Annotated in this window: 19 protein-coding genes; 4 read left to right on the plus strand and 15 right to left on the minus strand. The window is 67.0% G+C overall.

The genetic code is table 11. The annotated features are described in order from the left end of the window. Nucleotides 1-69: 69 nt before the first annotated feature. Nucleotides 70-1,800: a virulence factor family protein gene (locus tag PMO31116_RS21915; RefSeq protein WP_150568550.1), complete on the minus strand. Its 1,731-nt coding sequence runs from the start codon at nucleotides 1,798-1,800 to the stop codon at nucleotides 70-72. Beyond that, entirely contained in the window at nucleotides 1,797-4,346 is a 2,550-nt protein-coding gene (gene mprF / locus PMO31116_RS21920; RefSeq protein WP_150568578.1) for a bifunctional lysylphosphatidylglycerol flippase/synthetase MprF, read from the minus strand. Before mprF ends, PMO31116_RS21915 begins: the two co-directional genes overlap by 4 nt. Nucleotides 4,347-4,981: 635 nt before the next feature. On the opposite strand from mprF, the gene PMO31116_RS21925 reads away from it, so the two are divergent. Next, nucleotides 4,982-6,274: a serine hydrolase domain-containing protein gene (locus tag PMO31116_RS21925; RefSeq protein WP_150568551.1), complete on the plus strand. Its 1,293-nt coding sequence runs from the start codon at nucleotides 4,982-4,984 to the stop codon at nucleotides 6,272-6,274. Here the strand turns inward: PMO31116_RS21925 and PMO31116_RS21930 are convergent. Both PMO31116_RS21930 and PMO31116_RS21935 read right to left on the minus strand, forming a co-directional pair. Next, a complete protein-coding gene (locus tag PMO31116_RS21930) occupies nucleotides 6,246-6,599 on the minus strand; it encodes a GIY-YIG nuclease family protein (RefSeq protein WP_246185431.1) in 354 nt (117 codons plus the stop codon). The two genes, PMO31116_RS21925 and PMO31116_RS21930, sit on opposite strands and share 29 nt — an antisense overlap. Then, the gene (locus PMO31116_RS21935; protein WP_150568552.1) at nucleotides 6,596-7,408 is read right to left on the minus strand and encodes an AraC family transcriptional regulator; all 813 of its coding nucleotides are present in this window, start codon (nucleotides 7,406-7,408) and stop codon (nucleotides 6,596-6,598) included. The genes PMO31116_RS21930 and PMO31116_RS21935 overlap by 4 nt, the downstream gene beginning before the upstream one ends. 265 nt (nucleotides 7,409-7,673) lie before the next feature. On the opposite strand from PMO31116_RS21935, the gene PMO31116_RS21940 reads away from it, so the two are divergent. Both PMO31116_RS21940 and PMO31116_RS24310 read left to right on the plus strand, forming a co-directional pair. Further along, complete coding sequence (locus PMO31116_RS21940; RefSeq protein ID WP_150568553.1) at nucleotides 7,674-9,149, plus strand: SLC13 family permease; 1,476 nt, start codon at nucleotides 7,674-7,676, stop codon at nucleotides 9,147-9,149. 241 nt (nucleotides 9,150-9,390) lie between these two features. After that, nucleotides 9,391-10,527, plus strand: a complete 1,137-nt coding sequence (locus PMO31116_RS24310) for a methyl-accepting chemotaxis protein (protein WP_150568554.1) — start codon at nucleotides 9,391-9,393, stop codon at nucleotides 10,525-10,527. Nucleotides 10,528-10,610: 83 nt separating this feature from the next. Here PMO31116_RS24310 and PMO31116_RS21950 read toward each other — a convergent pair whose 3' ends face one another. The 10 genes from PMO31116_RS21950 to PMO31116_RS21995 all read right to left on the minus strand — a co-directional run bounded on the left by PMO31116_RS21950 (nucleotide 10,611) and on the right by PMO31116_RS21995 (nucleotide 22,311). Next, nucleotides 10,611-11,024, minus strand: a complete 414-nt coding sequence (locus PMO31116_RS21950) for a hypothetical protein (RefSeq protein ID WP_150568555.1) — start codon at nucleotides 11,022-11,024, stop codon at nucleotides 10,611-10,613. 113 nt (nucleotides 11,025-11,137) lie between these two features. Next, nucleotides 11,138-11,827 (minus strand): hypothetical protein, encoded by a 690-nt coding sequence (locus tag PMO31116_RS21955; protein WP_150568556.1) that lies wholly within the window; start codon nucleotides 11,825-11,827, stop codon nucleotides 11,138-11,140. A 71-nt stretch (nucleotides 11,828-11,898) separates the two neighbouring features. Continuing rightward, the gene (gene sctE / locus PMO31116_RS21960) at nucleotides 11,899-13,431 is read right to left on the minus strand and encodes a type III secretion system translocon subunit SseC family protein (protein ID WP_150568557.1); all 1,533 of its coding nucleotides are present in this window, start codon (nucleotides 13,429-13,431) and stop codon (nucleotides 11,899-11,901) included. Next, nucleotides 13,428-13,964, minus strand: a complete 537-nt coding sequence (locus PMO31116_RS21965; protein WP_246185432.1) for a CesD/SycD/LcrH family type III secretion system chaperone — start codon at nucleotides 13,962-13,964, stop codon at nucleotides 13,428-13,430. The genes sctE and PMO31116_RS21965 overlap by 4 nt, the downstream gene beginning before the upstream one ends. Next, on the minus strand, nucleotides 13,961-14,587 hold the full coding sequence (locus PMO31116_RS21970; RefSeq protein WP_150568558.1) for a hypothetical protein: 627 nt from the start codon (nucleotides 14,585-14,587) through the stop codon (nucleotides 13,961-13,963). Before PMO31116_RS21970 ends, PMO31116_RS21965 begins: the two co-directional genes overlap by 4 nt. Nucleotides 14,588-14,658: 71 nt before the next feature. Further along, nucleotides 14,659-15,183 carry a hypothetical protein gene (locus tag PMO31116_RS21975; RefSeq protein WP_174971690.1) on the minus strand — a complete coding sequence of 175 codons (525 nt, stop codon included), beginning with the start codon at nucleotides 15,181-15,183 and terminating at the stop codon, nucleotides 14,659-14,661. Between the two features lie 11 nt (nucleotides 15,184-15,194). Further along, nucleotides 15,195-15,734, minus strand: coding sequence for a hypothetical protein (locus PMO31116_RS21980; RefSeq protein WP_150568560.1), 540 nt, complete (start codon nucleotides 15,732-15,734; stop codon nucleotides 15,195-15,197). A gap of 210 nt (nucleotides 15,735-15,944) precedes the next feature. Continuing rightward, nucleotides 15,945-19,607, minus strand: coding sequence for a hydantoinase B/oxoprolinase family protein (locus tag PMO31116_RS21985; protein ID WP_150568561.1), 3,663 nt, complete (start codon nucleotides 19,605-19,607; stop codon nucleotides 15,945-15,947). 209 nt (nucleotides 19,608-19,816) lie between these two features. Next, nucleotides 19,817-21,142, minus strand: coding sequence for an MFS transporter (locus PMO31116_RS21990; protein ID WP_150568562.1), 1,326 nt, complete (start codon nucleotides 21,140-21,142; stop codon nucleotides 19,817-19,819). Between the two features lie 362 nt (nucleotides 21,143-21,504). Then, complete coding sequence (locus PMO31116_RS21995) at nucleotides 21,505-22,311, minus strand: putative hydro-lyase (RefSeq protein WP_150568580.1); 807 nt, start codon at nucleotides 22,309-22,311, stop codon at nucleotides 21,505-21,507. Between the two features lie 219 nt (nucleotides 22,312-22,530). On the opposite strand from PMO31116_RS21995, the gene PMO31116_RS22000 reads away from it, so the two are divergent. Beyond that, on the plus strand, nucleotides 22,531-23,463 hold the full coding sequence (locus PMO31116_RS22000) for a LysR family transcriptional regulator (protein ID WP_150568563.1): 933 nt from the start codon (nucleotides 22,531-22,533) through the stop codon (nucleotides 23,461-23,463). A gap of 3 nt (nucleotides 23,464-23,466) precedes the next feature. On the opposite strand, the gene PMO31116_RS22005 is transcribed toward PMO31116_RS22000, so the two are convergent. Then, nucleotides 23,467-23,832, minus strand: coding sequence for a cytochrome C oxidase subunit IV family protein (locus tag PMO31116_RS22005; RefSeq protein ID WP_150568564.1), 366 nt, complete (start codon nucleotides 23,830-23,832; stop codon nucleotides 23,467-23,469). Nucleotides 23,833-23,836: the final 4 nt, after the last annotated feature.

The raw sequence follows: 23,836 nt of genomic DNA on the forward strand, positions 1-23,836 counted from the left end.
AAACTGGGCGAAGTGTACGGAGCGCCCGCATGGAAGGCAAGGCGCAAAGCCGCGACGCCGGCGCCCGCGTCAGCGGCGCGCGACGCCCTGGAGAATCTTGTCGGCCAGCGCCGTGTAATTGCCGTCGAAATGGTGTCCGCCCGGCATCTTCACGACCTGAACGCGCCGGGGATCGAGTCCCGGGCAGTTGCTGTCGTCCTCGTCGGCGCCATAGATGCACATCGCCATGCCGTCGGGCAGACGTTCGACCTCGGGCCGGATCGGCAGGCCGTTCTGGCTCGACATGACCCAGTTGGTCATGCGGAATTCGAAGTCGGCTTTCTGCCCGAGCCCCATGAGCACGAGCAGCGCCACGCGCTCACGCGCGCCCGCCGGCAGCCGGTTCACCATGAACGGCAGCACGTCGGCACCCTGCGAATATCCCACGAGGATCACGCGCTTCTTGTTCCAGCGGGTTTGATAGAAGCGCATGAGGCGGTCGATGTCCAGCGCCCCGGATGCGGGAGTGCGCGCCGACCAGAAATAGCGCAATGAATCGACGCCCACCACCGGAATGCCGTGCGCCGAGAGCGCGCCCGCCACGTCGCGATCGAGTCCCGCCCAGCCGCCGTCGCCCGACAGGAGAATGGCGAACGTGTCGGCCAGGTTCGCGTCGGGTTTGCCGGTGGCGGGCACTTCGATCACCGGCAGATCCGCCACGGCCGCAGGCGGACGCGCCGTGCCGGCCACGTGATGCGCGTTCAGTCGACGAAAGGCGTTCTTGTATTGCGTCACCCAGTCGGCGAGCACCGGCGTCGGCGTCGTGCCCGAGGTGTCCATCGCGCCAAGGCTGCCGGCCAGACCGCCCACGAGCCAGTTCGCATTTGGCGTGCGCGCGGCGAATGCCTGCGCCACGTTGTCCGGACACCTCGGCGCGCGCGCGTACGGCCCGCCTGCCGGCCCGCCCATGGCCAGCCACGGCGCGCTCATCACCGGAGCGGGCAGCAGCCTCATGGGCGCGCCTCCGGGCGTGTGCGTGACACCGCGTCCGAAATGCACGCCTTCGCCCTGGCACAGCGGCCGCGACATTGGCAGCACCGGGCAGAAGTCGACGGACAGCGCGCCCGAGAACGTGTCATTGCCCGCCTGAGCGAGCATGGCGTAAGCGAATGTGCCGCCCACGCCGTCGCCAACGAGAATCGGCGGCGTGTAGCCCGGCAGCTTCACGGCCGCCTCGACCCAGCGGCCGAAGTTGTCGAGGTCACCCGCGGCATACACGCAGGCAATATCGTCTTTCGTGTAGTTCGCCATCAGGCGTGCGGTGTCGATGCCCGCCACCAACGCCCCGGTTTCCGCGAGCGCGCGGGCCATGCGTTCGGCGCGCGGCGTCCAGCCGTCATCGTCCGAGAAGAACAGCACGGTGGCATTCGGTTCGCCGTCCGGCCGGAAGATCGGCACGTTCTCGAAACGCCCGTGGGTCATGATTTCCGGCGTGGCATTGCCCGCGCCACGGAAAGCCGCAGCCCCGGCGGCGGCGGCCGCGGCCTGCGGCATCACTGGCGACGGCACGCTCGAAGCCGCCGCTGGCGGCTGCGCGACCGGTCCCGCCTGCGGCGCGGGGCGAAGCAGATTGGGGCGATGCTCCGGCGCCAGGGGCGCCGTCTGGGCCCGCGCGGCAACCGGCGCCAGCACTGCCGACCACCCCAGCACGCCCGCCGCGAGATGCCGCGCCAGACGGGCGACTCCCGTCTTCCCGAAACGATGCCGGCCCGCGTACCTGCTGTCTGCGCTGCCATGCGTCGTCATCGTCTTCCCCGTCATTTGGTAATCATCCCTTTCCAGCCGCCGCCCACGAGCGCCGCCACGTCGGCGAGCGTGAGCATCGGTGCGATGCCGCCCGGCGTCATGAGATAGCGCGCCTCCCACTGCGGATCGAATTTGTCCTTGAAACTGCGCAGCCCACGGAAGTTGTAGAAGCGTGCGCCATGCGCAAACATCATGCGCCCGAAGCGATGCCAGCGGGGCGCGAGTTGATGCGTTTCCATGCCGGACATCGGCGCCATGCCCAGTCCGAAGCGCTGATACCCCTGATCCTTGAAATGCAGCATCAGCTTCGCGAACAGGAAGTCCATGGTGCCCGGCGGCGCATCGGGCACCTGGCGCATCAGGTCGATGCTCGCCTCGATGCGCTGCACATCCGGGCACATCAGCGTGGCGAACGCCACGAGGCGCGACTCCCGCCGCACCAGCGCGACCGGCTGGCGCATCACGTACGCGTCGGTGAACGCCCCAAGCGAGAAGCCCTTTTCGCGGGTGTGCTGGCGCGCGAGCCAGGCATCCGACACTCGTCGCATCTCGTCCAGATGCGGCGCCACGGCTTCCGGCGGCACGATCTCGAGCGTGAGACCTTCGCGCTCGCCGCGCGCGACCCCGTGGCGCAGATTCGCCCGGCGCGAGCCCTGCAGGCCGAACTCCGGCAACGAGACGAACGCCTCTTCCCCAAGCTTGTAAGCGCGCAGGCCTGCGTCGATGTACAGCGGCAGCGCCTGCGGACGCGTCTTGTAGAACGCCGCCCGTCCACCGTGCGCATCGGCCAGTTCGATGAAGCGCCAGATCAGCTCGGGCCACTCCTTCTGATCGCCCACCGGGTCCGAGAGCGAAACCCACGAGCGACGATGCTTCGCGTACATGATGAAGGCGTTGCCCGACGGCGAGAACAGGAAGCTCTTGTCACCCATGAGCGCCAGGCAGGCGTCCGCGGCCGGCTGCTTGCGGATGACGGCACGTGCGCGCGCGAGTTCGTCTTCGCTCGCGGGCACGGTGGCACCGGGCGACTGTCGCAGCAACTGCCACAGCGACAGTCCGAGCCCGATCACGGCCACCACCATCAGCGCACGCATCGAGCGAGGCGCGTCGCCACCGAACGTGAACTGCCACCACAGTTGGTTGGCGTAGCCCACGCGCCGGTAAGACATGAACATCAACCAGGTACACGCGCCCAGCACCGAGAGCACCGCGATGATCCACCCCGGCTCGAACGTCTGCGTGAAGAGCGACGAGCGCCGGTCGAACTGCTTGCGCGAGACGAGCAGCAGCGTGGCCAGCACTGCCAGCACGAAGCACTCCGAGAGCGCAATCCCCTTCGGGATGGCCAGCACGGCGGCGATGACCGTCAGCGCGAGCGACCCCCACCAGGCGGCATCGAGCCGGTGCAACAGTCCGCGCGCGAGAAACAGCATGCACAGCCCCGCCACGCTGCCGAGCAGGTGCGACACCTCGACCAGGAACAGCGGCACGTGCCGGCGCAGGAAGTCTTCCGCCTCGCGCGTGGCCGGCGTCACGCCGGAGATCAGCAGCATGACTCCGGCGACGAGCGTCAGTGCCGCCAGCAGGCCGGGAAAGAGCCGCACGGCGGCGCGGCCGATCGGCGCGGCCGGCCCCCGCCGGAGTTCGAACCCGGCAAGCAGGCATGCCGCCAGCATGAGCGGCAGCAGGTAATAGATGCCCCGATAGAGCACCAGCGCCCCCGCCACCTGACTGATCGGCGCATGGCCATTCGTCGCAAGCAGAATCACGGCCTCGAACACCCCCACGCCGCCGGGCACGTGACTGAGCACCCCCAGGGCCATGGCAATCGCGTAGAAGACGACGAAGGTCGGCAGATCGACCACACCTGCCGGGAGCAGACACCACAATGCGGCGGCGGCCATGCCCAGGTCGGCGGCGGAGATCAGTAACTGGCGCAACGCCAGACGCAGCGGCGGCAGCGGGATGGGCCAGCGGCCAAACAGCGAGACGGTGCGATGGCGTGCGCACATCGCGAGAAACGCGGCGGACCCGGCAAGCAGCAGCGCGGCGGCCAGTTGCAGCAACCCTGCGGGAATCGGCACCAGCGCCGACACGCGCGACGCGCCCCATAGCATGCCAAGCGAGCCGAACACCGTCATGCCCAGGCCGAACGCGCCCGCGTTGAACGCCACCGCCTGCGCCACCTTCGAGGTGTCGACTCCGGCGGCCGCGTACATGCGCATGCGCACCGTACCGCCGGTGAGCACGCCCAGGCCCACGGAGTTCCCCAGGGCATAGGCGATGAACGACGTCAGCACCACCGTCGAGCGCCGCACCTTCGCCCCGGCGAAGCGCAGGCCGGAAATGTCGTAACCGGTGAGCGCGGCATAGCTCGCCAGCGTTGCCAACATGGCGAGCACCAGGCGCGTCACAGGGGTGTCGTGGATGGCGGCAACGATGTCGTCGTAATGCACGTGCCGCAACATGTGATGCAGTGCGTCGAAGACGAACAGTCCGAGCAGCGCCACGCCGGCCACGATCAGCCACGGCCGGGCGGTACTCCATGGAAAGCGCCGCATCCAGCGCAGCGGGACGGGCAAGGCAAGCCAGGTGGCTTCTATCGCCCCCGGCGCGGGGGTAAGCGGTTCGGGCAGGCCGTCGACGGCAATATCGGCCGCGCCGGCGACGCCCATCGAATGGGCCTTGGTGGAAGGCGCCTCGGCGGGCTGACTCGGGCGCGCGTGGGAGGGTTCAGTCATCTATTGGTGGATCCTGCGGCCGGTACGACGTCGTCTTCGGGACGCCGCCCCGGGGGCCTGTCTGGACGATAGCTTACACCGCGATGCGTGTCAGGTCTCGTCGTTGCGCTGCCGACAACGCCGGTCGACCTGCCGCCAGGCCCCGTCACGACTGGGCCGGCGGCGGATCCCGGGCGTTTCGGGGGACGTGTCGTGGCGCCCTGTACCCGGTCGCTCCCGCGACACCGACGCCACACGAAGCCGCGCCGCCGCGATTGCGCCCGACTATGGAATATCTTGTTTGATATACGCAACTTAATGTAAAATGCCGTGCTTTTATTAGCTAGTTAGACGAAGTTTTTCCTAAACTTCGAGTACCGATAACGCCGTGAAGCGGCACATGCGCACACCGAACCATTCTGACTCCGAAGAGAGTCGATTCGCGGTTCGAAGCATCGTGCGCGGGGGGTGAAATAATGTACGTCGAACGGCACAGCCGTCCGGCAGGGGCACGTTTGACCACGCAGCGGACATGGCGCGAGAACACGCGTGCCGCGCTGTGCACCAAAGGACTGTCCGCCGCATCCGTACGCGGGGTCGTCCTGCGTGTCCTGCTGGGCGCCGTCGTCCTGTCGAGCGCGACACAGGCGCTCGCGCAAGGCGCCTCGTCCGCCGCTTCCGCCGCTTCCGCCTCGGCGGCAGGTCAGAACAGTGTGGTCGTGGCGTTGCCGGCATCCGGCCCGGCCACGCCCATCAGACCGGCGGTTCCGATCGGGCAGTCGACCCTCGCGCAGGGCGTCTCGCAACTCAAGGAGCGCTTCAACCTGTCGCACGTGTGGTTGCGTACCGAGTCCGATACCGGCGTCGCGCTCGAAGCCGCCACGGCGGGTGACGACGTGGGCGCTCTCCTGCCGGTCGCCAGCCTGTCCAAGTCGGTCACGGCCATCGGCATCGCCCTGCTCGTCCAGGAGGGCAAGCTCTCGCTCGATGCGAAGCTCGGCGATCTGCTCGACGCGTACTCGAAACAGCACGGCAAGCCGCTCGACCCCTCGCTGCGCGAGCTCACGGTGCGTCGCCTGCTCGCGCATCGCGCCGGCCTGCCGACGAACGGCTTCAACGATCCCGTCAACGGTCTGTTTAGCGGACTGGCAATCCGGCGCGTGGGCGGCAGCGCCGACTTTTTCAAGTATCTCGACGCCGGCGAAGCCGGTCACTCCACGGGCAAATCCGACTTCGTCTACTCCAACGTCTCATACCTGTTGCTCGGCATGGTAATCGAAGCCGTCTCCGGGCAAGCGTACAAGGACTTCTGCGAAACGCGCATCTTCGGGCCGCTGGGCATTACCGACGCGCAGTTGCCCGACAACTGGCGTCTGCTCGCGCCGTTCGCGGGATGGCAAATGTCGACGGGGGCACTGCTCAAGGTGTGGCGCGTGTTCGACGTGCGTCGCCCGAGCCTGCTCACGGAGCAGACGCTGCGCACGTTGCTGCTCGACAGGCAGTCCGGGCCGGTGAACGCCGACCGCGACGTGTATTACACGCTCGGCGTGTTCCTGCTGCCTCGCGCCGGAGAGCGCAGCTATCGCATCAGTCACGATGGCATCGCCGACTTCTTCCGCACACAGGCGACGTATTACACGGTGGTTGAGAAGAACGTGCCTGGGGACAGTTGGGCGCTCGTGGTGTCGCCGATTCCCTCGCGCGGTCAGTTCGGAGCGCTCCAGCGCGACGTTCGCCGCATCATTCGGCAGGCGCGTCTGGTGCCATAAGGTCGGCAGGCGCGCTCGCCGGGGAATCGGCTTCCCCGCCGAAGTCGCACGTGAAAGTGCCGGCGATCAGCCCGCGCTTTTGCGACGCGCTCAATTGCTTCACGCGGTGCTCCGCGCGCGAGGCCGCCGACCGATCGGCAAACGTCAACGACATGAGAATGCGCGAGGGCGGATACGCCCGGGTAAAGCGTGCGCCCTTGCCGGACACGTGCGCCGCATAGCGCGCGTCGACGTCGACGGTAATGCCGGTGTAGATGCGTCCGCCGGCGCATTCCAGCAGGTAGAGAAACCAGGGCTTCGGCACTCCGGGGGTGGCCTCGCTCATAACCTCGCGCGCTCCACCCGCGTAAAGTCGCGCGGCGAGACCCCCAGCGCCCGACGGAACATTGCGGAGAACGCCGCGGGGTTCGCATAGCCCAGACGCGATGCGACCGTCGCCACGGGCACACCTCGCGACATCCAGTCGACCGCGCGCGCGATGCGCACCCGCTGGCGCCACACGCCGAAACTCGTGCCCAGTTCCGTGCTGAAAAGTCGCGCAAGGGTACGCTCCGACGCTCCGACGTCTTCAGCCCATTGGGCGAGCGAACGATCGTCCTCGGGACGCTCCATCAGCCCTTCGCACAACGGTCGCAGGCGCCGGTCATCCGGCATGCGCAGGTCGAGCGATGCCGTGGGCGCCACCCGCAGTTCTTCGAGCAACAGCGATGTGACCAGTCCGTGCCGAGGGTCATCCGACGCCATCCCCCCGGCCATGGCTGCCGCCAGATCGCGCAGCAACGGGGAGACTTCGAGCACGAGACACCGGCCTGCGGGCAACGGCGAGACTTCCGACATCATGTACACCGCGTAGAACTGCGCCTCGCCCAGCACGGCGACTTCGTGCGACATGCCGGCCGGCACCCATGCCGCGCGAAAGACGGGCACGATCAGGCTGGTCTCGCCGGCCGTGATGCGCAGGCCGCCACGCTGGGGACAGATCAATTGCCCCCATTCGTGGCGATGCGGTTCGATGAGCGCGTCGGGCGGCGGTGTGCGCAGGTGAGCGACGACGGGCGTCACGGCGCTCGGCGCCGTACGGGGCATGGGCACGAAGTTGGGGCGCGCGACAGGCGCCGTCGCGGTGCGTGGCATGTTCGCGATGGTATTTGTCCTGATGCAGAATCGGTCAACCGCTAGAGTGGGACGTCGGCTGCCACCCGAGTCATCGAGTGACATTCCCGGCCGGCACTTATTGTAGTCCGGCCGCATTCCGACGACGCACCACGCCGCAGAACGACGTTGCGCGCAAAGCCCGTATCATCGGCAGTGCGTCGGCCGTGCCGACATGTGACACTCGCAGCGCGCGCCCGACGCCGTGACGGCGCGCCATTGGCCCATCATCACAACGACAAGCGCCATGACCGACTCCACCACGCCGGCCTCGCCCGATCCGCTGCCACAGGCGTCTCACGCGGCGCAAACGCTGCGCCGCGAGCGCTTGCGTGCCCGCCTGCGCGCGCTCGGCGGTTACGCCGTCTACGCCCTGCTCGCGCTCGCGCTTTGGGCGGCAAGCCACGGCAGTACGACCCTTGGGCTGTCCCCAACGGCGTCGCAAGCCGCGGTACTGGTACTTTTCACGATTGGCGCATGGGCTTTCGGACTGTTCCCGGAACCCATCACCACACTGACGTTTTTCCTGCTCGCTGTGCTGCTGCATGTCGCCAAGCCGGAAGTCATCTTCGCGGGGTTTCACTCGGCGGCGTGGTGGTTGGTCTTCGGCGGTGCGGTGACGGGACTCGCCGTGCGCACCACCGGCCTGGGGTCCCGGATCGCCGCCACGCTGTTCTCGCTCAGGCGGCCGACGTATGCGCGTTACGTCGCCTCGGTGATGGTGGCGTGTGTCGGCCTGGCGTTCGTGATGCCTTCTACGACCGGACGCATTTTGCTGCTCATCCCCATCGTGCTGGCGCTTGCGGACCGGGTCGGGCTGACGGAGGGGCGCCGCGGGCGCACCGGTCTGGTGATGATGGTGGCCGCCGCGAGCTACATGCCGCCGACGACGATCCTGCCGGCAAACATCCCGAACAGCGTGCTGATGGGCGCTGCGGATTCGTTCTACGGCGTGAAGCTGCATTACGCGCCCTACCTGTTGCTGCACTTCCCGGTGCTGGGCGCACTCAAGGCCGTCATTCTCGTATGGGCCATTTGCCGGCTGTTTCCGGACGACGGGCCGCTCACCAACACGTCGTCCGCCGCGCCCGGACCGCTCACAACGGACGCCCGACGCCTGTCGATGCTTCTGGCGCTTGCGCTGGCGGGCTTCGCGACCGACGCGTGGCACGGCATCTCCCCGGCGTGGATATCGGTCGCCGCCGCGATCATCTGCCTGCTGCCCGCGATTCACATCGTCACGCCGAAGACATTCACCGAGCAGATGCACATCACGCCGCTGATCTATGTGGCGGGCTTTCTCGGCGTCGGCGCGGTCGTCGCGGACACCGGACTGGGCGAGAAGGTCGCGCGCCTGTGTCTCGACGCCGTGGGCATGACGCCTGGCACGCCAGCCATCAATGCCGCCTGGCTGATCGCGATCGGCGCCGCGATCGGTCTGGTCGCCACACTGCCCGGCCTGCCCGCCGTGCTCACGCCGCTCGCGGGACAGCTGTCCACCGCCAGCGGATTACCGCTGTATACCGTGTTGATGTTGCAGGTGCCGGTGTTCTCGACGGTGCTGTTGCCGTATCAGAGTCCGCCGATGATGATCGCGATGCATCTGGGCGGTGTCGGCATGCGCGACGGCACACGGCTGACCGTCGTCATGACGCTCATCACGCTCGTGGTGCTGTTCCCCCTGGACTACCTCTGGTGGCGCGTGCTCGGCATGCTTCCCTGAGCCACTTCCGATCGCCCAGCGCGCGAGGTGGCACGCAGCTTGCATGTCGCAAGACTGCGGCCACCGCATATTCCCCCCTCACGACGCCGTCCAAAAGCCGTCGATGCGGTAGTGCCCGCGTTCGTCTCATGCCGGTTCGCCACGGAACCGGCCCCGGCCGGCCCGATTCGCCCTGGCGACCTTCCTCGATTCGCCAGGCACTCAGCCGGCGCCAACGCAGCGCACGTTTGGGAGATCGACCATGGCAGCACCCGAGAGAATTGTCGAGCTGGCACATTCCGTCAAGCATGTCGCCGACGACAAGATCGCGACCATCGAGCACATCACACGCGAAACGAAGTACCTGGCGCTCAATGCGCTCATCGAAGCCGCTCGCGCGGGCGATGCCGGCCGCGGCTTTGCCGTGGTGGCGAACGAGGTCAAGCATGTCTCGGAACGCATCACGGACATCGCGCAGACACTGACGTCGGAACTGGCGGGGTCGCTTGCCGAACTCTCGGCGCTGGGCGACAGCATGATCGGACAGCTCGAGCAGCATCGCGGGCAGCGCCTGACGGATCTGGCGCATCACATGATCGAAATCATCGATCGCAACCTGTACGAGCGCTCCTGCGACGTGCGCTGGTGGGCCACCGACGCCGCCCTCGTCGACGTGCTCGGCGCGCCGTCGCCGCAGGCCGTGCGCCACGCCTGCCAGCGGCTCGGCGTGATTCTCGACAGCTACACCGTCTACCTCGACCTGTGGGTGGCCGACGCGTCGGGGCGCATCGTCGCGAACGGGCGCCCCGACCGCTACCCCGGCGTCATTGGCGCCGACGCTTCGCGTCACCCGTGGTTCCTCGCCGCGATGCGCACGCCCAGCGGTGCCGATTACGCAGCGTTCGATGTGCGGCGCGCCAAGCTGCTTCACAACGCCGAAGTGGCGACCTATGCGACGGCGATTCGTGAGGATGGCGAAACACATGGCCGCCCCATCGGCGCACTGGGTATCTTCTTCGACTGGGCGCCACAGGCCAGGGCCGTGGTGCAGGGCGTGCCGCTGCTGCCCCATGAGCGGGCCGTCACGCGCTGCCTGTTGCTCGACGCCGAACATCGGGTGCTGGCGTCGTCCGACGGCGAAGGCGTATTGCTCGAGCGCTTCGATCTGCGCCGCCAGAGCGGCACGACCGGAGCGAACGCGGCGTCGAGCGGGTTCTACGATGCAGGCGATGACGGGATGATCGGCTACGCGCTGACGCCGGGCTACGAAACGTATGAGGGGCTGGGATGGTATGGCGTGGTGCAACAACGGCCCGAAGGTACCGCATCGGGCACCGCACGCACCAGCGCGGTGCCGTCAGTCGCCCGAGTCGCGACAGCGAATGCCATTGCCGCGTGATCGCGGGCCAGGGGGCCGGTGCGGCTGTGAGCGTTTGCCGGGAAGCATGGCGGGACGCGCGTCACAAAGCGCGCCGGCCGGCGTCAGCGGCAGAACACTAGCCAGCGGTCGCCGTCTTCCTCGCGCCAGAATGCCCCTTCGCGCTCGAGGACCGCACCGAGGCGCAGCCGTATCGTGCGCAGGCGTGCGTCGCTCACGCCGGGGAAGATCATGCCGCGCACGTAGCAGACGTGCGGCACCGTGCGCAGCAGCGTGCGAATCAATTGGCAGAAGCGGCGTACGGCGTGCTCGCCGGAAGCGGCTCGTTCGTCGAGCCGGAAGTCGGTGATCGTCAGCACGACGCCGGCCGCCACCTTGTCCAGACGGTGACAAAGCGACAGCTCGCCGTTCTCGACGCGGTGCCCGAGCACGATGCGCGTGCGCTCGCAGACCTCCGCGCGCGCCGTGAAACGGTGGGTTCTGAAGAATGCCGCAACGGCGCGCTCGCAGACTGACATGGTGGCAGGAAGAGTGAGGTGGCGTGGGAACCGCGCCAAGGTCACGATCGGGTCGGAACCGGCGTGGCCGACGACAGCCACGCCGGGATCGAAGGCTCGCGGCGAATGCCGAATCAGCGGATGGCTTCGTACAGCTTGCCCAGATGCTGGCCGGCCATACCGAAAAGTTGCCGGGAGACGTCTCGCAACTCGGCGCTTGCCGCCTCGATGCGCTGACGCAGACGGTCGTTGGTACGGCGCGTCTCGTCAGTCAGCGTGGTGGCGAACTCTCCCACCACGTCGTTGTCCCGTCCGCGGTTCGACAGATCGGCCGCGGCGAATTCGAACGCCGGCTTGCCGAACTGCCCCGCGCCGCTCACCACGCTCCCGAAGGCCTGCCCGATTTCCAGCTTGTCGCGCATGCCGTAACGCGCGCCCACCACGCTACCGCCCAACGACAACGCCCCCGAGAACAGCGATCCGCCCGCCGACGTCATGGCCGCGTCGTAGTGCTTTCGGTTGGCGCGGTATTTTTCGTCGCGCGCCGCGACACCGCGCGAGAACGTCAGGACATCGTGGCGCGAGCGGTACGACTGATCGGTGTTGCGCTCGCCCGTGCGGATTTCCATCATCAGTTTCACGAGCCGCATCAGCGTCACCAGACCGTCCGTCGCGTTGCCCCGCAACGCTCCCCCTGCGACCCCCGCGCGCTTCGCGGGCGCCGATGGCGCTCCCACTGCCGCAGTCCATGCATCGGACATGCCAAGCGGATCGCGTGGATCGCGTGGGGCGTGCCAGTCCTGTCGTATCGTCATATCGATCATCTTCCTCTCCCGCGAAGGCGTGACGCGGCGCCGTGCGCGTCACGAATCAAGAAATGCGAACGTCGCATCGCTCAGGCCATCGACGCCGCTATGCGAATGCGCAGCGCGCCGGTGCTCGCGACGGCTTCGTTCGCCGTCTGCGCCACGTCGCCCTGTTGCGCGGACAATGCTTGCATGCGTCGGGCGAGACGTCGCTTGTCGTCGCCGTTCATCTCCATGAGGAACTGGAGCCAGGTCGTCTCGACCTGCAGGTCACGCGCCTCGCGCTGCAACTTCGCGCGCTGGATGCCGATGGCGCCCGCGGTAATGTCGCGTCCGGCCACCATCGCGCCGCGCAGCACCGCCGAAAGCGACCACATGCCGCGCAGGATGGCCCGGCGACCCTGCGACGCTGCCTGACGTCCGAACGCCTTCGTCACGTCGGCAGCCCTTACCGCGACGCCCCTTGCCACCTGCCTGCCCGTCGACCTGACGACGTTGTCGAAGGCGCGCGACACCATCTGCTCGACCATCTGCTGCGTGAACTGCTCGGCCATGCGATTGAAGCCACGCCGCGCCAGGTGCTGCGCGGTGCGTGTGCCACATTGCGCGAGCGACCGACCAACGCGCTTGCCGACTTCCATGCCGACCTGGTACGACACCTCGGAGACGACGCGCGTACGGATTGCGCTCACGACGGCATCGTCGCCGGCCTTGACGGCCTGCGTCAGTGCCTCGCCCGCCCCGCCCTTGAACGCGCGCGTGGCCGCCTTCGTCACGGATCGCGAGGCGAGGAAGCCGCGCACCGACGTCCCGAATCCGACAACCATGCCCAGCGCCTGAAACGCCATCTGCGCATGCCCCCATTTCGCGGCTTCCTGCTCGTAGTATTCCGCGTGCTTCGGATCGATCAATGCCATCGTCTTGCACACGGCCGAGCCAATGCCCGCGATGCCGGCTCCCACGTCGGCGATGCCGCCGGCGATCATCAAAGGATTCATCGTCAATACGCCGGTCACGACCTTGACGACGCCCACGACGAGATCGATCGCTGCCGTGATCCAGTCGAAGATTGCGCCGAACACGCCGCCCTTGCGCGCCTTGTCGGCGTCCGCGGTCATGGCGTCCATCTGTTCGCGAAACTTCTGGATGTCCTCCTGACGCAGCTTCTCCTGACGTTCGGCTAGCAGCGCCAGCGCCGTCTGCGTCGACTTCGCGGTGTCGCCCAGGGCTTGCATGGAGATCATCGACGCGACCATCACGAGCGTCGACGGCTCCAGCGACTCCACGCTCGCCAGGTCGGTCACGCCGAACTGCCCGTCGGGACGAGCGCCGTTGGCCGCCAACACCCCGCTCGCCAGATGCAGGCGTTGCAGCACGCGGGCGAATGCGTCTTCGGCGTCATGCCAGTCGACGCCCGCGGGCGCGTCGGGCAGGAAATCTTCGGGCCCGAGCCAGTCGCCGCGGCCTTGCGGGCGGCGCGAGATCCCGCCGGTATCGGGCATCGAGCCGGGCACCAGGCGGGTCGTCAGGCCGGGCTGCAACGCGGGAGGTGAAGCGCAACCCGGTGTGTCGGCGAGCCATGTCTTTCGGGAGTTCGCGACTGCGGCACCTATCGTGATCATGGGTTTCCTTTGGATGAAGCGTTGGACAGGGCATCGCACCGGGCGCTCGCCGAGCGCGCGAGCTCCCGGTGCTGCGGAAGGTCGCCACACAGACGTTGCGTCGCACGATACGCCCTCAAAGCGAAATCGATATTGCCCGCGCCTTCGTAGCTCACGCCGGCGAGATACGGGGCACGCGGATCGGCGGCACGGATCACGCCGGCCTTGGCGAAGCACGGCAGCGCCTGCTCGTGATGGCCCAGGCGCTGATAGCAGAGGCCGAGGCCGAACCAGTCGTCGAACGACCACTGGTCGAGCGTGGCGAGCAGGAAATACACGCGCTGGGCCGCGGCGATGTGGCCTTGCGAGAAGCGATGGCGCGCATGCGCACGCAAGCGCAACAGATCGGATTCGTCGATGTCGGCGAGCATGCGCAGCGCCCCGCCTCGCGAAAAGAAGCGGGAGAAGATCGCCTCGATCTCGGCGGACAGATGCGTCGACATCCCGGACGCGGTCTGCAAAGGCGTGGCCGACGTTCCCGACTTCGCGCTCATGAACGCATCGATCCGTTGATCTGGTTGAGCTGCTGGCCTCGCGAGCTGATGATCGTGTTGGCGAGCGTGGAAACGCCGTTGTATTCCTGCAGGAACTTGTTGATCTCGATCTGCTCGATCGTGCGGCTGTCAGTCGCCTCCTCGCTGCGACTCTCGGCTGCGGCCTTCAACGCGCGCAGATGGTCGGCACGGTAGTCGCCCGAGGCCCCTGCGGGACCGGCGTAGCCGGCTTCGCCAAACTTCTTCGCACGCGACTCCCAGGCCTGCAACGTCTTCTTGGTGCCGCTGTCGTCCACCGTGATCAACAGATCGTGCGTGTCGAAGAATTCGCGAATGCCGTCGCCGACCTTCGTGGTCTTCGATGTATCGGTGCCGAGCTGGTTGATGAGCGTTTCGATCTGGTTCGCGACGTCCCGCGCCTGACGGCCGTGGGACTGGCGCGAGCGCATGAGGTCGATCTTTTCCTTGGCGTCGCTGCCGCTGGCCTGCATCAGCGTGGCCGCATGCGCGAGCAGCAGGGAATGGATGTCGATGGCTCGGCCGGCGGAGAACGACGGGGTGGCGGACGATGGGAGCGATGCCGCAGCACCGTGAGCTCGACGGGTCGGTTCGATATTGATCATGAGGAAATGCCTGGCGTAAGAAAAATTCGGAATGGGTGATGCATTGCGCTCGCGCACCCCGACACCCGGTGTCAGAGACTGGCGACGATCTTGCTCATGATGTCGCGCAGTTTCGCGATCACGGCGTTGTTCAGTGTCAACGCGTTTTCGTAGCTCGACAGGAACTGCCGGAGCTCGATCTGCTCGACAGTGCTCGATTCGCTCGCACCGGCCACCATGGACGCCAACGAGGTTTTCAGGGAATGCACAGCGGTGGCGTCGAAGGCGCGCGATGCCTGCGACGACGGCAGCAACCCGCGGCGCACGGCGAAATCCCGCAGGGCTTCGGGGAGCGGTTCGACCGCGCCATCGCGAACCAGCCGTCGATGCGTCTGTTCGAGCGTCGCGATCCACTGTCGCGCCTGGCTGGCATCGGCCATGCGGGTACGGTTCGACGCCATCCACTGATCCACCTGGACACGAAGACGCTCCATCTGGTCGCTCGCGCGCGCCATGGTTTGCAGCAACGGGTTGTCGCTTGGGGAGACAGGCGGCGCGAACGCACCGGAGTTGACGCCGCCTGGCGCGGCAGCGGTGCCGACGATGCGATAGATCATGAGCTCGCTCCTCAGGCGCATGCGCGATACCTGGCCGCCGGATGGCCGGGGGCGAGATCCGCGGACGCTTTCACCGACGGCGGCACCTGGGCGCGCAAACGTTCGATGGCATTCGCGAGCGAGGCGGCCATCCGGCCGATCTCGCGCTCCTCGCGTTGGAATGACTCGCTGTCGAGCAAGGCGTCCAGTCGCGCGAGCTTCGCGCGTGCCCGCGGCGAGCCGTCTTGCTCGAGCTCGCGTATCTCGGCGAGCGCGGCCTGATAGTCCTGCATCTGACGTTGCAGACGGCGCCCGGCCATCTGCATCTCGCCGCACAAACGCTCGTACTGGATGCGCAACGCGTCTTGCGCCGACGGGGTCGATGCCCCGGCCGAGGCCGAGGCCGAGGACGAGGGCGAAGACGGGGAAGCTACGAAAGATGCGCTGTCGGAAAGCGGCGACGATGCGGCGGCGGCCTGCCCGCGCATGACGCCAGGGACAACGGCAGGCGAGGAATCGGAGCGCGGCGGGATGCGCGATCCGGCATGGGAGTGCTGCGACGATGCGGACATTGAGGAAACCTCCGTGCGTAACTGTCGTCATTCACGACAGCGGCATCGTACGGAGGCCCCTCACGGGCGCCTTTGCAAAGCCCGTCAATCCTTCCGGGAACCGGCCACGCTTCATCCGTTTCCCATGGCTTCCGGATTTTCCGGCGTCGCCGGGATCGCGCGCATCGCGTTGCACGATGCGCACCATCTACCGCGCTTGCGCCGGCGCGCTCACGCCTCCCCGAAGCCGCCGCCGCCCGGCGTTTCGACGACGAAGATATCGCCGGGCTGCATCTGCGTACGCCCGATGTGCGCCAACGGCTCGCGCGTCCCGTCTACGCGTTCGACGTAGTTCGCACCCAGCGCTCCCACCGCGCCGCCCTGCGCACCGAACGGCGCATGCACCCGGTTGTTCGAGAGAATCGACGCCGTCATCGGTGTGAGGAACCGGATACGGCGTACGGCGCCGTTGCCGCCGTGCCAGCGGCCCTTGCCGCCCGACCCCACCCGAATCCTGTGGCTCTCCAGACGCACGGGATAGCGCCATTCCAGCACCTCCGGGTCCGTCAGTCGCGAATTCGTCATGTGGGTCTGCACGGCGTCGGCGCCGTGGAAGCCGTCACCGGCCCCACTTCCGCCCGCGATGGTTTCGTAATACTGGTATGTCTCGTTGCCGAACGTGAAGTTGTTCATCGTTCCCTGACTCGACGCGACCCGCCCGAGCGCACCGTAGAGTGCGTTGGTGATCGCCGATGACGTTTCCACGTTGCCCGACACCACCGCCGCCGGATAGACGGGATTGAGCATGGACCCCTGCGGCACGATCACCGTCAGTGGCTTCAGGCAACCGGCGTTCAGAGGAATGTCGTCGTCGACCAGCGTGCGGAAGACGTACAGCACGGCGGCCATGCAAACGGCGCGCGGCGCGTTGAAATTGTTCGGCAATTGTGCCGAGGTGCCCGTGAAGTCGATCGTCGCGCTCTGCGTTGCCCGGTCCACGCGAATCGCCACGTGGATCTCGGCGCCGTTGTCGAGCGCATATCGGTATTGCCCGTCGGAGAGCGCACCGATCACGCGTCGCACGGCGGCCTCCGCGTTGTCCTGCACGTGTCCCATGTAGGCAAGCACGACGTCGCGTCCGAACTCGCCCACCATGCGGCGCAGCTCGTCCACGCCCTTCTGGTTGGCCGCCACCTGTGCGCGCAGGTCCGCCATGTTCTGATCGATGTTGCGAGCCGGGTAGCGAGCGCCGGCGAGCAGCGCGCGCGTCTCCCGGTCGCGCAGTTCGCCCGCGGCAACCAGTTGCCAGTTGTCGATCAGCACGCCCTCTTCCTCGACGTGCGTCGAATCGGGTGGCATCGACCCCGGGGTAATGCCGCCGATGTCGGCGTGATGCCCCCGCGAGCCTACGTAGAACAGCGGTTCGGCGGAACCCTGTGCGTCGTCGTTCACGAACACGGGCGTGATCACGGTGACGTCCGGCAGGTGCGTGCCGCCGTGATACGGATCGTTGAGCATGAAGACGTCGCCGTCGCGCATTTTGCCGCGATTGCCTTCGATGACCGTCTTGATGCTCTCGCCCATCGACCCGAGATGGACCGGCATGTGCGGTGCATTGGCGATCAGGTTGCCGTGCCGGTCGAACAGCGCGCACGAGAAGTCCAGGCGCTCCTTGATGTTGACCGAATACGCCGTGTTCTGCAGACGCAGCCCCATCTGCTCGGCGATCGACATGAACAGGTTGTTGAATATCTCGAGACGCACGGGGTCGGCCTGCGTGCCCAGACCCCGTTGCGATGCGCGCGGCACCACGCGCGTGAGCACGAGGTTGCCCTGTGAGGTCATTTGCGCCTGCCAGCCGGGCTCGACCACGGTCGTGCCGCTCTTCTCCGCCACGATGGCGGGCCCGTCGACGATATCGCCCGCCAGCAGCGTGTCGCGGGCATACAGCGCCGCCTCGCGCCACTCGCCGCCCGCATAGAGCCGGACATGATCCACCGGCTGCGGTGCGCCCGACGAACGGGTGTCGAGCGGTGCAATGTCGACAGGGGCGTCCGAGCGTCCGATGGCCTCTACCGAGGCCACTTCGACGATCAGTGCCGCACCGTCCATCAGGAATGAGTAGCGCTGACGATAAGCCGCCTCGAATGCCGAGCGCATCTGCGCAACGCTGCCGAACGGCACGGCAATCGCCGAGTCGGTGCCCGCGTAGCGCACATGCACGCGGCGCACCGTCTCGATACGCGAGGCCGGCACGCCCTGCGAGAGCAACGCGTTCACCGCGTCGTCGGCGAGCGCGCCGAGCGCGTCCTCGAGCGCCGTCATGCCGTCGTCCGAGAGTGGCGCCTCGATCATGCGCTCGCGCATCGCTGTCTGGTCGGCGAGCCCCATGCCATAGGCCGAGAGCACACCGGCGAGCGGGTGCGCGAAAACCTTCGTCATGCCGAGGGCGTCGGCGACGCCGCAGGCGTGCTGACCGCCCGCGCCGCCAAACGTCGTCAGCACGTATCGGCTCACATCGTGACCGCGTTGCACCGAGATTTTCTTGATGGCGTTCGCCATGCTGCCGATCGCGATTTCGAGGAAGCCTTCGGCGAGGGCCTCCGGCGTCTGGCGGCGCCCGGTGGCCTGCTCGATCTCGGCGGCCAGGGCGGTGAACTTCGCCACGACGACGTCGCGATCCAGCGCCTCGTCGGCGCGCGGACCGAACACCTTCGGGAAATGCGCGGGCTGAATCTTGCCGAGCATGACGTTGCAGTCGGTCACCGTGAGCGGACCGCCGCGACGGTAGGCCGCCGGCCCCGGATTCGCTCCGGCCGAGTCGGGCCCCACGCGCAAACGCGTGCCGTCGAACGACAGCACGGAACCGCCGCCCGCGGCCACCGTATGGATGCTCATCATCGGCGCGCGCATGCGCACGCCTGCGACCTGCGTCTCGAAAACACGTTCGAATTCGCCGTTGTAGTGCGAGACATCGGTGGACGTGCCCCCCATGTCGAAGCCGATCACCCGCTCGAACCCGGCCGCGCTCGATGCGCGCACCATGCCGACGATGCCGCCCGCCGGGCCGGACAGGATGGCGTCCTTGCCCTGGAAGTTGTCGGCGCGTGTAAGCCCGCCGCTGCTCTGCATGAACTGGAGGTTCACGCCCGGCATTTCCCGCGCGACCTGTTCCACGTAGCGTCGCAGAATGGGCGAGAGATAGGCATCGACCACTGTCGTGTCGCCGCGCGAGACGAGTTTCATGAGCGGCGACACCTCATGCGAAACGGAGACCTGGGTGAAGCCGATGTCGCGCGCCAGCGCGGCGAGCGCCTTCTCGTGCGCCGTGTAACGGTAGCCGTGCATCAACACGATGGCGAGCGCGCGAATGCCCTGCGCATGCACGCGCTGCAGCGCTACGCGTGCCGATGCGAGATCCAGTTCGCGCACGACCTCGCCATGGGCGCCCACGCGCTCGTCGACCTCCACGACCTCGGCGTATAGCGCCTCGGGCAGTGCGATGTCGAGGTCGAACAGGCGCGGCCGGTTCTGATACGCGATGCGAAGCGCATCACGAAAGCCCTGCGTGGTCACCAGCGCGAGCGGCTCGCCTTTGCGTTCGAGCAGCGCATTGGTCGCCACGGTCGTGCCCATCTTCACCATGTCGACGCGCTCGGGCGTGATCGGCTCGCCGGGGGCCAGGCCCAGCAGATGACGAATGCCCGCGACGGCGGCGTCGCGATACTGCTCGGGGTTTTCCGACAACAGCTTGTGCGTGACGAGCGTGCCGTCCGGGCGCCGGGCCACGATGTCGGTGAAGGTACCGCCCCGATCGATCCAGAACTGCCAGCGCGAGGCGGTTTGATGCGCGGGCGCGCGGTTTTGGGCGGAGGGCGTGAGAACGTTCGTCATGGGGTCACTCGCAATTCAAAACAAAGGGCAACGGTCAATCGAATGCGTGCAGGGCGCACGTCTCCCGGGGCGGGCGGATCCGGCATTGCCGGACGCGGCCGCGCATCCATCACGCGATCGGGAGGTCATGGGTTGAGAGAGGCGCGGCAGCGAAGGCTGCCGCGGTGAATCATGCTCGCTTGCCGGGCGGTGGCCGCGGCATGACGGCATTACAGCTGGCTTGCCTCGACCGATTCGAGTTCGCGTCCACGCGTCTCCGGCAGCGTAAGCGCCGCAAGAATCAGCACACCGTAGGCGACGCCGGCGAAGATGCCGATCGTCGTGCCCAGGCCGTACTGCTTCGAGAGCATGCCGATGAGGAACGGAAACAAGGCGCCGACGGCACGGCCGACGTTGTAGCAGAAGCCTTGGCCGGAGCCGCGCACTCGCGTCGGGAACAGTTCCGTGAGGAATGCGCCCATGCCGCTGAAGATGCCCGAGGCAAAGAAGCCCAACGGGAAGCCTAGCCAGAACATGGCGCTGTCGGTGAGCGGCAGCGACGTGTATGAAAACGCGATCACCATCGAACCCACGGCGAACAGAATGAAGTTCGGCTTGCGCCCCAGTCGGTCGGTCAGATACGAGCTCGCCAGGTAGCCGACCCAGGACCCGAAGATGATCATCGCCAGGTAGCCGCCGGTACCCATGACCGTGAGATGGCGCTCTGTCTTCAGGTACGTGGGCAGCCACGTGGTGATGGCGTAGTAGCCGCCCTGCGCGCCGGTCGTGAGCAATGCGGCGCGGATCGTCGTCGAGAGCAGTGCCGGGCTGAAGATCGCGGCCAGACCGGGGCCGGCATCGGACGCCGACTGCTTGGCCTTCTCCTTCTGGTAGACCTCGGGCTCCTGCACGTAACGACGGATGAAGAGCACGAGCAACGCCGGCAGCAGGCCGATCAGGAACAGCGCGCGCCAGGCGAGTTCCGCGGGCATGAGCGAGAACAACACCGAATAGAGAATGGCCGTCAGGCCCCAGCCGATGGCCCAGCCCGATTGCACCAGCCCCACGGCCTTGCCCCGATCGCGCGCGCGAATGACTTCGCCGATCAGCACGGCGCCCGCCGTCCACTCCCCGCCGAAGCCGAAGCCCATCAATGCGCGGGCGGCGAGCAGCTGGTGGTAGCTCTGCGCGAGACCGCACAGGCCGGTGAACACCGCGAACCACAGCACCGTGAGCTGCAACGTGCGCACGCGGCCGATGCGATCCGACAGAATGCCGGCGACCCAGCCGCCGAGCGCGGACGCGAGCAGCGTGAGCGTACCGATGAAGCCCGCGTCGGCAAGGCTGATGCCCCACGTCGCCACGAGCGTCGGAATCACGAAGCTCAGCATCTGGGTATCCATGCCGTCGAGCATGTAGCCGACCTTGCAACTCCAGAACGCGCGCTTTTCACGCGGCGTGGCGTCGCCATACCAGCCGAACAGGCTGCCGCCCGTTTCCGACGATGTCGCGGGGGCCGCGGAAGCGGGAGGCGCGAGAGGGGTTTTGCTTTCCATGAGATTGAGACTCCGGTGATGTCCTGACTTGCCGTGTGATGCCCTTGGGCCGCGCTTGGGTCGCCTGATGTCCCCCGGTCGCCGTGTCTTGCGGGAGTCGACAGGCGTGCGAGGTCACCGGCGGGCGACGACTCGCCCGCCGCTGGCCGTCGTGGCGCGGTTCTGTTGTGGTGCGTGCTGCGTAATGCGTAATGCGTGCTGCGAAATGCTTGCTGCGAAATGCTTGCTGCGTAATGCGCGATGCTTGTTGCGTGGTGCCTGAAGCCTATGCCCGAGGCCGGGTAACGTTTACGGCATGCCGACGCGCCGGGATCAAGCGACGGTCGCTGCGGCGCACCTGTCGCACCGTGCGGGCGGTCGGGTCAGAAGACCGCCAGCGATGCGTTCGGGATGTCCGTCATCAGCATGTAGCCCGGACGGTGCGCGATCGCGAGCGGCAATTTCGCTCCCATAAGCGCGGTTTGCGGCGTGACGCCGCACGCCCAGTACACGGGCAGCTCGCCGTCGCGAATCGTCACTGCATCGCCGAATTCGGGCTTGTCGAGATCGGCAATGCCCAGCTCGCGTGGGTCGCCGATATGGATCGGCGCCCCGTGCACCGCCGGGAAACGGCTCGTGATCTGCACGGCCCGAATCGCATCCGCGCCCTTCATCGGGCGCATCGACACGACCAGTTCGCCCCCGAACTTCCCGGCGCGCTGATTCGCGATCGTCGTGCGATACATCGGCACGTTGCACCCCTCTTCCACGTGACGCAGCGGTATGCCGGCCTTGGCGAGCATGTCCTCGAACGAGAACGAACACCCGATCGCGAACACCACGAAGTCGCTCTGCCAGTACTCGGCCAGATTGTCGACCTGCTCGGCGAGCTTGCCGTCACGGTAGATGTTGTAGCCCGGCACGTCGGTGCGGATGTCCACTTCGCGTCCCAGCGACGGCACATGCCATTGCCCCGGCTCTCCCACGCCGAGCAGCGGACATGCCTTCGGATTGCTCTGGCAAAAACGCAGGAAATCATGGGCATGCGCCACCGGCAGGATAGCCAGATTGGCTTGCGCGAAGTCGCCGCAGTAACCAGCCGTCGGTCCACGAAACTGGGCGCTGCGCACGGCCTGACGGAATTCGAAAGGTGTGAGGGTTTCGCGTTGCGCAAGAAGGTCGTTCGGCATGGCTGGGTGGTTCATGGCGGTTCCGGCGGGAAGGAAAGACACCGTGACGGCATCGGATGGCTGAAGCATAGAAAGAAAAAAAAGTTGTCGCTAACGAGTTTTTCTACGCGTCGTTGTATAGAATTTCTTAACGAATTCGCGGGTTTTCCCGAGGTTCGTTGCATTTATTTTCATCGTCTCATTGCCGGTTTTGGGCACCCTCCCGGTCGGCCGAGTCTCATGAACACACGATTTCTCGAAACGTTCGTCACGCTGGCCAAACTGCGCAACTTCCGCGCCACGGCCGCGGCGCTGCATGCCACGCCCGCGGCGATATCACAGCGTCTCAAGGCGCTGGAAGAGGAGCTGAAGACAGCGCTCGTCGATCGCGACAGCCGCGAGTTCCGTCTCACGCCGAACGGCGAGTACCTGCTCGGCTATGCGCGGGCCGTGGTCGAAGCGGCGCGGCGCCTGCAGGCGGCGGCGTCCGGCGAGAGTACGTTGCGCGGCCGGCTGAGGCTGGGCGTGATCGAGACGGTCGTCCATAGCTGGCTGCCCAACTACATGCGACGTCTCGCGGCCGACTATCCCGCGCTGGAAGTCGAGCTGACCGTCGACGTCTCGGTGCAATTGCAGCGCCGACTGATCGCCGACGAACTCGATCTCATCATTCGGGTGGAGGGTAGCGACGACAGCAGCGTGGTATGCGACGCCCTGGCCAACTTCCCGGTGCACTGGATCGCGCGCACGGGCATGTTCCCGAATGTACGCAGTGGTCTGGCCAAGCAGGTGTTGCAGCACCCGATCCTGACCTACGGCCGCGGCACCGCGCCGCACCGGGCGCTGGAGGACATCGTGGCGAAACTGGCGGGCGTGCATGGCATCCCGCTCTCCGAGACGCGCATCACCGGCTCGCCGTCGATCGCCGTGATCGTGCAATTGGTGAAGGACGGATTTGGCGTCGCGGCGATTCCGCGGCTATTCGTCGACGACCTGATCACGCGCGGCGAGGTCGTGGAACTGCCCTTGCAGCCGGCGCCGCCCTCCATCGTCGTGTCGATGTCGCGCCGCGCCGACGCGCCGCTGTTCGTGCACGGGGCGGCAACGGCCGCACGCACGGCCTGCGCGGAATACTGCGCCCGCAGCGACCGGCGCCTCGTGGAATTGCTGTGATGCCTAGCGGAAGTGGGCGAGTCGCGTGAGGAACGTGTAGTCGGCCTCCGCCGCCATCAGACTCATCAGCACCAACAGCGCCAGCGGCGGAATGAGGATCGCGTAGATGAGCGCGAGGCGCTCCCAGCGCATGTGCATGAACACCGCCACGATCAGTCCGGCCTTCGCGACCATGAGCGCGAGAATCAGTCCCCAGCGCAGATAGCCTTGCAGATTGGCGTAGTCCACCAGATACGAAAACGTGGAGAGCACGAACAGCAGCCCCCACACCTTGAGATAGATGCCGACCGGGTGTTGCTGCGCGCCGTGATCGCCGGAGGGCGTCGCCGCGTGAGGCGCGGCGGAAGTCGATGTCGCAGAGGTTTGCATCGCT

The organism is Pandoraea morbifera, from assembly GCF_902459575.1.
GTDB lineage: Bacteria > Pseudomonadota > Gammaproteobacteria > Burkholderiales > Burkholderiaceae > Pandoraea > Pandoraea morbifera.

Coding starts and splice junctions, on each gene's coding strand:
- PMO31116_RS21915 (WP_150568550.1), bottom strand. CDS start 1,800: ATGACGGGGAAGACGATGACGACGCATGGCAGCGCAGACAGCAGGTAC.
- mprF (WP_150568578.1), bottom strand. CDS start 4,346: ATGCGGCGCTTTCCATGGAGTACCGCCCGGCCGTGGCTGATCGTGGCC.
- PMO31116_RS21925 (WP_150568551.1), top strand. CDS start 4,982: ATGTACGTCGAACGGCACAGCCGTCCGGCAGGGGCACGTTTGACCACG.
- PMO31116_RS21930 (WP_246185431.1), bottom strand. CDS start 6,599: ATGAGCGAGGCCACCCCCGGAGTGCCGAAGCCCTGGTTTCTCTACCTG.
- PMO31116_RS21935 (WP_150568552.1), bottom strand. CDS start 7,408: ATGCCACGCACCGCGACGGCGCCTGTCGCGCGCCCCAACTTCGTGCCC.
- PMO31116_RS21940 (WP_150568553.1), top strand. CDS start 7,674: ATGACCGACTCCACCACGCCGGCCTCGCCCGATCCGCTGCCACAGGCG.
- PMO31116_RS24310 (WP_150568554.1), top strand. CDS start 9,391: ATGGCAGCACCCGAGAGAATTGTCGAGCTGGCACATTCCGTCAAGCAT.
- PMO31116_RS21950 (WP_150568555.1), bottom strand. CDS start 11,024: ATGTCAGTCTGCGAGCGCGCCGTTGCGGCATTCTTCAGAACCCACCGT.
- PMO31116_RS21955 (WP_150568556.1), bottom strand. CDS start 11,827: ATGATCGATATGACGATACGACAGGACTGGCACGCCCCACGCGATCCA.
- sctE (WP_150568557.1), bottom strand. CDS start 13,431: ATGATCACGATAGGTGCCGCAGTCGCGAACTCCCGAAAGACATGGCTC.
- PMO31116_RS21965 (WP_246185432.1), bottom strand. CDS start 13,964: ATGAGCGCGAAGTCGGGAACGTCGGCCACGCCTTTGCAGACCGCGTCC.
- PMO31116_RS21970 (WP_150568558.1), bottom strand. CDS start 14,587: ATGATCAATATCGAACCGACCCGTCGAGCTCACGGTGCTGCGGCATCG.
- PMO31116_RS21975 (WP_174971690.1), bottom strand. CDS start 15,183: ATGATCTATCGCATCGTCGGCACCGCTGCCGCGCCAGGCGGCGTCAAC.
- PMO31116_RS21980 (WP_150568560.1), bottom strand. CDS start 15,734: ATGTCCGCATCGTCGCAGCACTCCCATGCCGGATCGCGCATCCCGCCG.
- PMO31116_RS21985 (WP_150568561.1), bottom strand. CDS start 19,607: ATGACGAACGTTCTCACGCCCTCCGCCCAAAACCGCGCGCCCGCGCAT.
- PMO31116_RS21990 (WP_150568562.1), bottom strand. CDS start 21,142: ATGGAAAGCAAAACCCCTCTCGCGCCTCCCGCTTCCGCGGCCCCCGCG.
- PMO31116_RS21995 (WP_150568580.1), bottom strand. CDS start 22,311: ATGCCGAACGACCTTCTTGCGCAACGCGAAACCCTCACACCTTTCGAA.
- PMO31116_RS22000 (WP_150568563.1), top strand. CDS start 22,531: ATGAACACACGATTTCTCGAAACGTTCGTCACGCTGGCCAAACTGCGC.
- PMO31116_RS22005 (WP_150568564.1), bottom strand. CDS start 23,832: ATGCAAACCTCTGCGACATCGACTTCCGCCGCGCCTCACGCGGCGACG.